The sequence below is a fragment of the Streptococcus orisratti DSM 15617 genome (assembly GCF_000380105.1).
GTDB classification, from domain to species: domain Bacteria; phylum Bacillota; class Bacilli; order Lactobacillales; family Streptococcaceae; genus Streptococcus; species Streptococcus orisratti.
The window spans coordinates 38,390-51,075 of record NZ_KB904455.1 but is presented as its reverse complement, the minus strand read 5'-3'; the positions used below and the strand labels follow the sequence as shown (position 1 = coordinate 51,075).

11 protein-coding genes and 1 pseudogene are annotated in these 12,686 nt (G+C 39.8%); 3 read left to right on the top strand and 9 right to left on the bottom strand.

Features of this window, described 5'->3' with window-relative positions; translation table 11 throughout:
- Positions 1-117 (top strand): IS3 family transposase (locus tag A3I7_RS13545; protein WP_018375317.1); only part of this gene is annotated, 117 nt, incomplete at its 5' end.
- 64 nt (positions 118-181) lie between these two features.
- On the opposite strand, the gene A3I7_RS0103070 is transcribed toward A3I7_RS13545, so the two are convergent.
- Both A3I7_RS0103070 and A3I7_RS0103065 read right to left on the bottom strand, forming a co-directional pair.
- Positions 182-2,623: an ATP-dependent Clp protease ATP-binding subunit gene (locus A3I7_RS0103070; protein ID WP_018375316.1), complete on the bottom strand. Its 2,442-nt coding sequence runs from the start codon at positions 2,621-2,623 to the stop codon at positions 182-184.
- The gene (locus A3I7_RS0103065) at positions 2,623-3,084 is read right to left on the bottom strand and encodes a CtsR family transcriptional regulator (RefSeq protein WP_018375315.1); all 462 of its coding nucleotides are present in this window, start codon (positions 3,082-3,084) and stop codon (positions 2,623-2,625) included. The genes A3I7_RS0103070 and A3I7_RS0103065 overlap by 1 nt, the downstream gene beginning before the upstream one ends.
- Positions 3,085-3,258: 174 nt before the next feature.
- Here A3I7_RS0103065 and A3I7_RS0103060 point away from each other — a divergent pair, with 174 nt between their 5' ends.
- Positions 3,259-3,729: a COG2426 family protein gene (locus tag A3I7_RS0103060; RefSeq protein ID WP_018375314.1), complete on the top strand. Its 471-nt coding sequence runs from the start codon at positions 3,259-3,261 to the stop codon at positions 3,727-3,729.
- A gap of 1,019 nt (positions 3,730-4,748) precedes the next feature.
- Here the strand turns inward: A3I7_RS0103060 and A3I7_RS0103050 are convergent.
- From A3I7_RS0103050 to serC, 5 genes and pseudogenes are all read right to left on the bottom strand, one after another.
- Positions 4,749-5,114 (bottom strand): arsenate reductase family protein, encoded by a 366-nt coding sequence (locus A3I7_RS0103050; protein ID WP_018375312.1) that lies wholly within the window; start codon positions 5,112-5,114, stop codon positions 4,749-4,751.
- A pseudogene (locus tag A3I7_RS0103045) lies at positions 5,111-5,597 on the bottom strand (methylated-DNA--[protein]-cysteine S-methyltransferase). The gene A3I7_RS0103050 and the pseudogene A3I7_RS0103045 overlap by 4 nt, the downstream one beginning before the upstream one ends.
- A gap of 50 nt (positions 5,598-5,647) precedes the next feature.
- The gene (locus A3I7_RS0103040; RefSeq protein ID WP_018375310.1) at positions 5,648-6,829 is read right to left on the bottom strand and encodes a 3-phosphoglycerate dehydrogenase family protein; all 1,182 of its coding nucleotides are present in this window, start codon (positions 6,827-6,829) and stop codon (positions 5,648-5,650) included.
- A 55-nt stretch (positions 6,830-6,884) separates the two neighbouring features.
- Positions 6,885-7,439: a GNAT family N-acetyltransferase gene (locus A3I7_RS0103035; protein WP_018375309.1), complete on the bottom strand. Its 555-nt coding sequence runs from the start codon at positions 7,437-7,439 to the stop codon at positions 6,885-6,887.
- A 66-nt stretch (positions 7,440-7,505) separates the two neighbouring features.
- A complete protein-coding gene (serC, locus tag A3I7_RS0103030; RefSeq protein WP_018375308.1) occupies positions 7,506-8,600 on the bottom strand; it encodes a 3-phosphoserine/phosphohydroxythreonine transaminase in 1,095 nt (364 codons plus the stop codon).
- 151 nt (positions 8,601-8,751) lie between these two features.
- Between serC and A3I7_RS0103025 the strand changes: the two genes are divergently transcribed.
- Entirely contained in the window at positions 8,752-9,384 is a 633-nt protein-coding gene (locus tag A3I7_RS0103025; RefSeq protein ID WP_018375307.1) for a copper homeostasis protein CutC, read from the top strand.
- Positions 9,385-9,713: 329 nt separating this feature from the next.
- Here the strand turns inward: A3I7_RS0103025 and A3I7_RS0103020 are convergent, their stop codons facing one another.
- Positions 9,714-11,948, bottom strand: coding sequence for a DNA internalization-related competence protein ComEC/Rec2 (locus A3I7_RS0103020; RefSeq protein WP_425423196.1), 2,235 nt, complete (start codon positions 11,946-11,948; stop codon positions 9,714-9,716).
- Positions 11,938-12,633: a helix-hairpin-helix domain-containing protein gene (locus A3I7_RS0103015; RefSeq protein WP_018375305.1), complete on the bottom strand. Its 696-nt coding sequence runs from the start codon at positions 12,631-12,633 to the stop codon at positions 11,938-11,940. Before A3I7_RS0103015 ends, A3I7_RS0103020 begins: the two co-directional genes overlap by 11 nt.
- Positions 12,634-12,686 lie beyond the last annotated feature (53 nt).

Sequence of the window (12,686 nt, the reverse complement as noted above, 5' to 3'; positions counted from 1 at the left end):
TTTGAGGAGCTGGTTTCAGATATTGATGCCTACATCTATTTTTACAATCATCAACGTTTTCAAGAACGCAACAACGGCCTTGCCCCTCTTGAAATGAGGAACAAGGCCGTCGCCTAATCTTTTATTATTTCATTGTCCACTTGACAGGGAGCAGTTCAGTTTGATGCGAGGGATTTTCTGTCTATACAATATCAAATTTAAGTTTATCTTTATTGAGTCCGATTTTCAGTGTTTGCCCACTAGATAGATTACCTGAAAGGATAAATTCTGAAAGTTTGTCTTCGACTTGTGTCTGAATGGTGCGACGTAGCGGGCGGGCACCCATTTCCACATCGTAACCTTCTGTTGCCAAATATTTAAGAGCAGCAGGCTGGAATTTGAGAATAATGTCTTTTTCAGCCAATGCTGTAATCAATGGTTGAACCATTATTTTCACCACATCGCGCATATTGTCCTCAGTTAGGCTGTGGAAGACAACTTTTTCATCAATCCGATTGATAAATTCTGGGCGATAAGCTTTTTTAAGTTCTTCTAGGATACGTTTCTCCATGGCTACATGATCATGAGCAAAATCTCTAGCACCGAATCCAACAGTCTTGTCATCACGCAGCGCTGTCGCACCAAGGTTGGAGGTCATGATGATAATAGTATTTGAAAAATCAACCTTGCGACCACGACTGTCCGTCAAAACTCCATCATCTAGAACTTGTAAAAGTACATTGAAAATATCAGGATGAGCCTTTTCCACCTCATCAAAAAGAAGGACAGAGTATGGCTTGTTACGAACTTTCTCAGTCAATTCGCCACCTTCTTCGTAGCCAACATATCCAGGAGGGGCACCGTTGAGACGACTAGCCGCAAATTTTTCCATATATTCAGACATGTCAAAACGGATAAGGGCAGATTCATCATCAAATAGGACTTCTGCCAGAGCTTTGGCAAGTTCTGTTTTTCCGACACCCGTTGGGCCCAAAAACATGAAAGAGCCGATTGGCCGTTTACCAGTGCGAATACCAGATTGATTGCGACGAATGGCGCGACTGATGGCTGAAACAGCAGCATCTTGACCAATCACGCGCTTGTGGAGCTCTTTTTCCAAGTTCAAGTATTTCTTGCTATCTGCCTGAGTTAGCTTCTCAACCGGAATACCTGACAACTTGCTGAGGGTTGACATGATATCATCCTCGCTAACAGGAATAGGTTTTGGCTTAGCCTGAGAGCGTGATTGTTTCAGTAGTTTAGAGACCTGTGAGAAATCTCCATTCATAATAGCTTGATCAACAGGTGTCAAATAAGCTGGTTCAGTTTTTTTGACTAGTCCTTGAACGGTAGCACTGGCCTCATCTAAAAGGTCAATGGCTGAATCCGGCAAATGTTTGCTGGTCAAATAACGGTGAGCTGCCTTAACTGCTGTCAGAACAGTAGCATCTGAAATGCTTACATTGTGGTAATCTTCATAGGATTTTTTTAGGCCTAACAAAATTTGATAGGCATCATCAAGGCTCGGTTCCTCAACCAAAATTTTAGCAAAACGGCGTGACAGGGCAGCATCTTTTTCAATATGTTTCTGATATTCTTCCTGTGTCGTTGCACCTACCATATGTAGTGTTCCACGTGCCAAAGCTGGCTTCAAGATATTTGCCGCATCTAGGGTGCTATCAATCCCTGAACCAGATCCCATAATGGTATGCAGTTCATCAATGAAAAGAATGATATGCCCATCTTCCTCTATATCGGCGATGATTTGATTCATGCGTTCTTCAAAATCCCCACGGAAGCGCGTTCCAGCTACTACGCTCATCATGTCAAGTTCCAAAACTTTCATACCTTGCAACTCATAAGGTATTGTTCCATTAACGATACGTTGGGCTAGGCCGTAAGCAAGTGCAGTCTTCCCAACCCCAGAATCTCCCACCAAAACAGGATTATTCTTAGTTTTACGACTAAGGACTTGAACCATACGGGAAATTTCTTTGTCCCGTCCAATAACTGGTTCTAACTTACCTTGACGCGCCAGATCAGTCAAGTCTCGGGTAAATTCTGACAAGTCTCCGACAGTTGTAGGAGGTTTCATCATATCAGAAAAAGCAGCTCCACTTTTGGCTTTTTTGGGTTTACGTAGATCATGAATGGCCTTGATATTTTCTTTAGTAAAACCAGCATTACGCTCCAAAGTCTTTCGTAAATCAAGCAAACGCACAGAGTCCCCGTCTTCTTTAGCTTTAAATCCAGCCAACTCTAAAATACGACTAGCCAACAAGTCCAAGTCAAGTAACATGGCAAAAAGTACATGTTCTGTCCCAACATCTTTACTTCCCGTCACCTCTGCAATAGCTTGAGCAAATTGAAGCACCTTTTTCATGGCATGTGACTGTTCTAAAAATTGGATAGTCTCTGCAGTATCAGACGGTGTTTTACCAATTGCTAAAATCACGGCCGCTTCATACTCCTCAAAAGGAATACGATTCTCATACTCAGCAAAAGTTAGACCTGCAATAGAATCATGAAGGGCAACCATTGCCAACAAAAGATGCCAACTTTCTAAATAACTGCTATCGTAGCGAGCTGCTTGAAATTGCGCAAGTTTAAAAACTTCTTGCATCTTAAATGAATATTCAGTCATTAACGAAATCCTTTTCTATCTAATCTATATAAAATTCTGCGAAGCATACGCGCACGAATACGCGGCGCATCTTGCCCCAAAACATCATCTGAAGCTGTAGCTAAAATCAGGTTTCCTTCGCATTCACTGATGATTTTCTCATCAAAAAGCATCTGGATAATATCCGTGAAAACCTGCTCTGAAATCTGATCACCTATGGTAGTCATCAAACTGCCTAATAAATGATGTTGATCAGAAAAGCTAACTTTAGCGATACGAATGTAGCCTCCACCGCCTCGTTTGCTCTCCACGACATAGCCGCGACTTTCTGTAAAACGTGTTTTAATTACATAATTAATCTGACTCGGAACAACTTGAAAGGTATCTGCCAAATGCGATCGCTTAATTTCGGCAATGCCCGATTGGGACAATAATTGTTTGATGTATTCTTCAATACTATCCGATGTATTTTTAGTAACCATTAGCTTACTCCTTCCCAGCCATTTTGACTATAACTGACCTTATTATATCAGAATTTCAGACTTTTTTAAACAAAAGAGTTCTCCTCAGATGAATCATAAAACGATTTTAGTTGAGTTTCTTTTCAAGTTAGGATAAAATGGAGATTGAACTAAAAGAAAGGTTTATCTAATCTAATGAATTATCTCATCACATTTTTAATCTCCATGGTGCCGCTAGTTGAGTTGCGGGGAGCCGTTCCCTACGCTATTGCGACAGGTATCCCCATGTGGCAGGCATTACTCATCGGAGTGATTGGCAATATGCTTCCTGTACCAATTATTTTCTTTTTTGCTCGCAAAGTCTTGGAATGGGGGGCAGACAAACCCTATATAGGCGGTTTCTTCACATGGTGTCTAAAAAAAGGACATAGTGGTGGTCAAAAATTAGAAAAAACTGCTGGTGAAAAGGGGATTTTCTGGGCTCTTCTCCTCTTCGTTGGTATCCCATTGCCAGGTACTGGTGCATGGACAGGAACTCTAGCAGCTTCTATCCTTGACTGGAAATTCAAACCAAGTGTTATCGCTGTAATGTTAGGGGTTATCCTTGCAGGACTCATCATGGGAACACTTTCAATGATTTTTGGTCTTAATACCTTTGCTCATTAAGTTTTATCAATGGCAGAGCAACATAAGGTTTTGCAAAATCAAGTAGGATCTAGTTATCTTTCCATCCTTTCTCACATCACATACTGGCTATTTGCTATGGACAGGTATAAGTGGTTTTACACAAACTCTACTTTTTCTAACGAAAATCAAAAATGAAAACACTGGAAATAATCATCTGTGATCGTTTCCAGTGTTTTTATAGTTTGCTTTTAGTACTAGGCAACGAGCTGCAGGTTGCTAGAACAGCCTCTAGGCTGTTCTAGGTTGGAAATAAGACATGCGAAGCAAGTCACTTTCGTAAAGTACGGCAAAGTGAGTTCAAACAATCCAATGGAGTGTTTGAAGTTGGAAATAAGGAAACGGAGTTTCCTCTTACATCGAAGTAATAAAAGATAAACTAATTGACTATAATTTACCCTTTTAGGTTATTTTCTCTTACTTCATGTATTCTCTTTTCCCGACTCTAATAGACTCTGTAAGCCCGGCCACTGCATAAAGAGATAAAAGCCATTACTTTTTTCACCAGTAAAGCTAATAAGGTAAATAGATAGTTCACCAGAGCAGTTGTTCCTCGTTTATGAACTACTACCACTTTTTCCTTTCCATATTTTCCTCGTAGTAAAAACACCCCCAAAACTGCATTAGTCATGATTTTGTCTGTCCCAAAAGTAGTTCCAAAGCTTTCCTAAGCGAAACAAACGCCAAGAAAAATAGACTAATAGCGTTAGGAAAAAAACTGCCAAAGGAATAAAGAACCCTTCTCGTCCATGATGATAAAAATAAAGGTTAACACAGCCGTATAGACAAAAGATAAAAAAGACGATAAAAGCTAGTGTTGTCATACAGGACAAAAAATATATCACCTTTTTATACAAATTTCTGAACCTTGAATTTTTGTAGTTGTGTCTTCCTTGATAAACTTTGTCTTTTTTTTACTTCAAATATCCACTTATCTGATTCATAAAAAATAATAGAGATCAACAGTCCTAAAAGAATACGTCCAAGCCATGAAGTCATTCTCAGTCCTTCGTTAAGTTCAAAGCTTCATAAGGCGTTCGATAGCCAATTTGCAAAACCTTGCCATCCTTGATGAGTATAGGCCGTTTGATGAGCATACCATCTGCAGCTAATAGTGCCAAAGCCTCATCCACGGTCATTTGTCCAAATTTATCTTTGAGCCCTAAAGCTCGATAGGACTGACCACTTGTATTGAAGTATTTTTTCAAATCCAAACCTGAATTTTCCAAGAGATTGCGCAAGAGTTTAACTTGAGGTGGGTTAGTCTTTATATTAACAGACTCAAAGGGTACTCCCAAAGTTTCCAACTCTGCCTTTGCCTTCTTACAAGTGCTACAAGTAGGGTATTCATAAAAAATATAGGTCATTTCTTTACTCCTTTTTCATAGTCTAAAAGCCAACATTTTCGCTCCAGACCGCCAGCGTAACCCGTCAGTTGTCCTTGACTGCCAAGCACGCGGTGGCAGGGGATGAAAATGCTCAGAGGATTTTTACCAACCGCACCGCCAACAGCTTGTGCCGACTTGCAGGCGAGTTGTGCCGCTATTTGCCCATAAGTGATGGTTTGACCGCTGGGGACACGAGTTAATAATGTCCAAACCTTTTTCTGAAAGGCCGTGCCCTGTGGCGACAAGGGAGGACCGCTCTGCGACTTTCGTCCCGCAAAATAGGCATCCAGCCAAACTTGCGCTGCTGTCAAAATCGGACTCGGCTGCTCTGCTATGTCCATAGCCTCAAAACCACGAAGTGCATACTTCTGGCCGACAAACCAAGCCCCCAGCAGTCCGCTGTCATCCGCCAACAAAATCATCTGCCCCAAAAGGTGAATTGTAAATCTGCTTGTGTAACATAGCTCTATTATACCAAAAAGTACTGAGAAATCCTTCTCAGCACTTTACCATTATTTTGTATTGGCAATCAAACGCACACGAACAATGTTTGCACTGTTTTCGAAATTATCAACAAGAGCATCAATCTTGCTTTTATCTGTCTCGTCAAGGTCAAGAATAGTGTAAGCATAATCACCTTTAGAACGATTCAGGATATTGTCAATATTGATTCCCAAATCTGATACAGCTGTTGAAATTTTAGCCACGATATTTGGAACATTTTTGTTAATCAAGGTGATGCGGTAAGGTGCATCCAAAGCTTGGTGCATATTAGGAAAGTTCACTGAGTTAGTAATTTCTCCCGTTTCCATAAATTGACGGATTTCTTTACCAGCCATAATAGCACAGTTGAGTTCTGCTTCTTCTGTTGAACCCCCAACATGCGGGAAAACCGTAATCTTTTCTTTATTAAGCAACTCTTCGCTTCCAAAGTCAGTGATATAGCGTTTAACAACTCCTGTATCAATAGCATCAAAAAGAGCGGCGTTGTCAACCAGTTCTGCACGAGCAAAGTTGATGATGACTGTATCTTTTTTCATTTGTGCAAAAGCTTGGCTGTCAAAAGTGTGACGTGTTTTATCATTTAATGGCACATGAACAGTGATATAATCACAATTAGCAAAAATATCTTTAAGATCATCCACACGCTTAACATGATGGGAAATATTCCAAGCTGTCTCAATAGAAACATAAGGATCGTAGCCATAAACATCCATCCCAAGTCGCTGAGCATAGTTAGCAATACGGCTACCGATAGCACCAAGACCGATAACACCAAGAGTCTTCTTAGAAATTTCAGTTCCTGCAAATTGTTTTTTACCGGCTTCAACTTGCTTAGGAACATCATCACCTGAAAGGGTGTTAACCCAAGCATTAGCAGCAAGATAATCCCGCGCTGACATGAGAATCGAAGCTAAAACAGCTTCCTTGACAGCATTGGCATTGGCTCCAGGGGTATTGAAAACAACAATTCCTTGAGCCGTAGCTTCGTCAATGGGAATATTATTGGTTCCAGCACCAGCACGAGCAATGGCTTTTAAGTTTGTTGGAAATGTCACATCGTGCAAGTTTTGACTGCGGATAATATAAGCATCAGGATTGTCAGACTTATCTCCATCAATTTGAAAATTATTTCCCAATTCTTTTAAACCAATTTGGTTAATATTATTAAATGTTTTGACACTATAAACCATTTATTTTCACACAAAGGCCGAAATAAGCAACCTTCCTTTTCTCAATTTTTGTCTTTTAATAACCATGATAAGCCTTTTCATCAATTTCTTGATAAAGAGCCTTCTCGTTTTTAAGTTTTATTTTTTGATAAGCTAGGCGCTCTCCATCAATGGGAACCTTGCCGCAATAGACGAAGCCTAGTTTTTCAATGATATGTTGCATGATTTTATTATTTTCATGCGTATCAATCCGAAAATCAGGGCCAAGCTGACTTTCAATGAGACCTTGTAAAAAGGTTTGGGCAATTTTTTGACCAGCAAAATCACTCAAAACAGCCAATCGATGGAAGGTGATGTAGCGGTGATTATTGTGACGCCACTTGCCATCGTAAATCTTGTTATAGGCCGGATCCTGACCATCAATCATCGCAGCATAGGCAACAATCTGTCCCTCCAAAAGAGCAACATAAGCCTGCCCCTTCAAGATATCCTCAAAAACATCATCTTCATTGGGATAGCCATTCTCACCTTGCCACTGGCTAGAACCAGATACTGCTAAAAATTGCTTCGCAGAATTAAGAACCGCCATAACAGCAGCAATTTCATTGGGAAACGCTTGTCTGATTTCCATTTACTTACCTTCTTCCATTCTTTTTTACCATTATAGCAAAGTCACTTAAAAAAGGTAAGAAAGAGGTTACTTATTTTCAGCTTCAAATTTTGCCATAAAGTCAATTAAATCCAAGACACCTTGGCGTGGAAAGGCATTGTAAAGGGAAGCACGCATGCCACCAACAGATCTGTGACCCTTGATATTCTTGAAGCCAAGTGCATCTGCTTCTTTGACAAACTTAGCATCGAGTTCCTTACTCGGGGTCACAAAAGGAATATTGCAGACTGAGCGATCTTTGACAAATTTCACAGGGCTAGTATAAAAATCTGATTTTTCGATGAAGTCATAAAGCAAGCCCGATTTTTCGCGCTCAATTGTTGCCATCTTATCAACGCCGCCAATCTCATTTTTGACCCAATCAAAGACCAATTTTGAAATGTAAATGCTATAGCATGGTGGGGTATTATAGAGCGATCCAGCTTCAGCTTGAATACGATAGTCCAACATAGCAGATAGTTGTGGTTGATCATTCAAGAAGTCTTCACGAATAATCACAACCGTCACACCTGCCGGCCCAATATTCTTCTGAGCACCTGCATAGATAAGGGCAAAATCTTCAACGTTGTAACGTGCCGCTAAAATATTTGAAGACATATCTGCAACAATTGGGACACCATTGGTGTCTGGTAAATCGTAGATGGCTGTACCTTCAATAGTATTATTGGTTGTCAGATGAACATAAGCAGCATTTGGATCAATGCTTGAGGCATCAAAATCCGGAATGTGATCATAAACTGTATCTTCTGATGATGCTAAAAGGATTGGTTTAAAAGGAATCGTTTTTGATAATTTCACGGCCTCAGTATAAGCTTTTTTACCCCAAGAACCACCTACCAAATAATAGGCCTTTTTGCCCTGGGCTAAGTTAAGTGGAACCATGGTAAATTGTGTTGAGGCACCACCTTGAAGAAATAACACCTTATAATTATCTGGGATAGCCATCAATTCTCGCAGTGTGCTCTCAGCATCTTTAATAATCTTGTCAAATTCTGGAGAACGGTGGGACATTTCAAGCACGGACATACCGGATCCTTGATAATCAAGGAGTTCACGTTGTGCTGTTTCAAGCACTGGCTTAGGTAAAGTAGCAGGTCCTGCTGAAAAGTTATAAATGGTCATAAATGACACCTCCAAAATTTAATTAAAGAAATTATAGCACAATATTCTGAATTTTGTAAAGATTTTTGAGCGGATTTTGTCAAACATTTCACAAAGATTCTTTTAAAATTTCATGGTATAATGGTAAAAAACGAACGTTCGAGGAAATTTCATGCTAATTAAAGAATTTTGTGCTGAAAATCTAAGCCACCTCTCCAAACTGACTGCTCCTGATATTAATCGTGTTGAGCTCTGTGATAATCTTGCAGTAGGTGGAACCACACCTTCCTATGGTGTCATCAAAGAGGCTAGCAGCTATCTACATGACAAAGGAATCAGTCTAGCAACCATGATTAGACCACGGGGTGGTGATTTTACTTACAACGACTTGGAGCTGCGTGCCATGGAAGAAGACATTCTTCAAGCGGTTGAATTAGAATCTGATGCCTTAGTTTTAGGTCTTTTGACTAAGGATAAACAGCTAGACCGTGATGGCATTGAGCAGCTATTACCAGCCACTCAAGGTCTGCCATTAGTCTTTCATATGGCCTTTGATGCCATTCCAAAGTCCGACCAATTTCAAGCAATAGATGACTTGATTGAACTAGGCTTTGTTCGCATTTTAACTCATGGTAGTTCCTCAGAAAACGATATTTTTGATAATCTTGAGCATCTTAGAAATCTAGTAAATTATACCGACCAACGTATCGAAATTATGATTGGTGGTGGTGTTACAACTGATAATTGTCAAGAACTAGCTCGACTGACAGGTGCCTCCTCTGTGCATGGAACAAAGATGATATAAAAAGCTCCCCATCAACAAGTGTACTGACCCCAAAAAGTTAGAGTTTTTCTGTCTAACTATTGGATGCAGTACAAGTGATGGGGAGTTTTTGAGGTAAACAGCAAAGAAGCCTTGTGTAGCAGCATGGAAGTTGATTTATCAATGTATTGAGTTCAATGGGACGCTGTGTCTTGTAAACTAAACGATAAAACGATACTGATATAGTCTTTTAGTTTGCTTTTAGTACTAGGCAACGAGCCGCAGGCAGTACTGGAGTACGGCAAGGCGAGTTAACGAAGTAATAAAAGATAAACTAATTGACTATATCTCGTCATCTGATTTGCTAATGCTCACCTTACCGTCTCAATTCTCCACTTTTGCCACCCGATAAAACGAATAGCGCCTTGTTGGTCAGTACGATATACACGACTATCTACGTTCTCAAATCTTTCCAAGGTTTCCTGATGAGGGTGATGGTAACGATTATTTTGTCCTGCTGAGATGAGAGCAACTTTTGGGCTGATATGACTTAAAAACTCTGAACTGCTACTACCTTTAGAACCGTGATGACCTGCCTTAAGAACATCCACTTGCAAATTGGGATAATTAAACGTTATTTCCTTTTCACCTTCTTCCTCAAGATCACCTGTGAAAAGGAAAGTCTTGTCTAGGAGTTTTCCATAGAGTACTAAAGAATCGTTATTCCCTCCGTCACCTGTACGACTAGGGTAAAGCACTTGAAGACTGTCTCCCATGATAGAGAGTTTATCCCCTGCTTTGATAGAACGAACCCTTACCTTCATTTTTTGCAGGCGCTTGACAAAATTAGGTACCGTCAGACTTCCAGGACTCACCAAGACCTCACCAATTTTAAAATGCTTTGCTACCACTTCCATATCCCCAATATGGTCAGTATCGGTATGAGTCAGCACTAACTGATCAATTTTATCAACACCTCTACTTTTGAGATAAGGGATTAACGTACGCTCTGCATTGCTATCTGATTGTCGCTCCTGCCAGCTCCCTTGAGATGAAAAACTGACCTTCCCACCCACATCAATAAGCACTGTCTTTCCAGTGACGTCCCGCAGAAAAATACTATCGCCTTGACCAATATCAACCACCGTTACCTCGTTGCACGGTGGGTTCTTGCTTATGAAAAATAGCAGAGCCAAAAATAAGCAAAGTTGTAGCGCCAGCTTTTTTCTCCTTAGAACATCATAAAGAAATCCTAAGGCAATCAACATGGCTAAAAATACAGTTAAATCAGGTTGTCCAAAGACTAACGAGTGATTGAAATATCGTTCTACCCATGTCACTACTCTTTCCAATCCTTCAAAAATACCATTAACAAAACTGATTTTTACTAATGGTGATAATAGAAATATCACCGATAAGACGGGTAACATAAAAACATCAAAGACTAGAGAAAATACAGCTGTCAACACAATTGATGCGGGCTGAAAAGTTGCAAAATAAAAAATTAAAACAGGTAAGATTCCAAAAGTAATGGCAGTAGTCTCCGCAAGTTTCTTACGATACTCACTAAGCCCATCAAAATCAATCAGAGATAAGATAAACGCATAGGAAAAACTTAGTACTCCACCTGTTGTCAAAAGGTAATGCGGTAGGAAAAAGAACATAATCATCAGCGTCAGCGCAAGATTATCCAAACGTTTGATTCCTAAATTTGTCAAACTAGCTTGAATGAGACTACGGATAACTGATACAGAGAAACCTGTCAACCCTGCATAACAAATGGAAAAAGGAATTTGCAGCCAATCTACATAATCTTTGCGCCAGCCCATTCTCAAAAAAAGGAAGCGAAAAATACCTAGAAAAAAACCTATCTGCATACCAGAAAGGGCAAAAAGATGGATAATCCCAAGACTAGAGTAAAGATTGCCCATCTCTTCAAAAGACTTATCCAAATATCCAAAAAGCAGGCCTGTCATGTAATGCTGCATAGGGGAAGGAAAACTCTGCTGAATGTGAACAATGGCTTTTCTACGCCAATCATGCAAATAGCCAGTTAGAGATAGTCTAGTTGCTTGTTGCATGTTTGTAATAGTCTCGATTTTAACTATGCGATAAATTCCCTTGCATTTGAGATAACTCCGATAATCAAATCCCTTGAAGTTACGTTGAGGTGTGGCTTCCTCGGTTGTCGCTTGAACTGTCAAAATTATAGTTTTATCCAATTTTTGGAAAAAGCTTTGCTCCTCTTGCGACTTGAATTGGTAAAAAACTTGATAGGTCCTACCATTAGATTTACCCTCAAAAGATAACAAATCACCATTAATTGAAATGGTATCAGGCACCAGTTCAATCTGAGTCAGACTGGCTGGCGCTGCCGCATAGTCCTGTTCGTGTTTAAAATGCAGTGTCACAAAATACAAACCAAAAACCACCAAACAACCACATGTTTGAAAGAATTTCTTAGACCCATAATGTCGATACAAATTAATGAGAGCAAAGATAAATAAAATTAGCCCCGCTACTGTCCATGAAAAAATAAGAAAATAAAGTAAGACTAGCAAAAAAGCCAAATGAATTGGCTTAATAGGTAAACAATTAGTCAACACTCACCTCTGATTTCAGTTTTTCAAGCGTTTTTTCACCAATTCCTGAAACATTTGTCAAGTCATCTACTGACTTAAAACCGCCATTGTTGTCACGGTAGTCAATAATATCTTGTGCTCTTTTCTGACCAATTCCTGAAATAGTTTGTAAATCTGCCAATGTAGCAGTATTAAGATTGATTTTTTCTGTCGTCTCTTCTTTGCTACCTGACGCATCTGTTGTTGCTGAACTTGGAGAAGGAGTTGAGATCACACTAATATCCTCGCCCTGATTGGCAACATAAATGACCTCTTCATCACTAATTTTCTGGGCAAGATTAATAGATTTCTTATCAGCTTGAGCCGTCAGCCCACCAGCTGCCTTAATGGCATCGGTCACACGACTATCTGCTGCCAAGCGATAAACTCCCTCTTTATTGACTGCACCTTTGACATCTACAACTAAATCAGTCTTAGATGAAGAAGTTTCTGGCTCACTTGTAGATGCTGATTTCTCAGAATTTTTAGAAATTGTACCTTGGGCACTGCTAGGTAAAGCTAAATTAGCTGAAACTGGTTGCACTGGAGCAAGAAATTGTGTCCACACAACAAGACCTAAGCCCAAGACAACTCCCCCTCCTATTAGAACTGACCACAGTTTATTCTTTTCAAAAATATCACGACATTTTTCTAAATAATCTTTCAACATATTATCACCTCACTTTTACTATACGAAAAAACTCGCCAAAATTGACGAGTTTT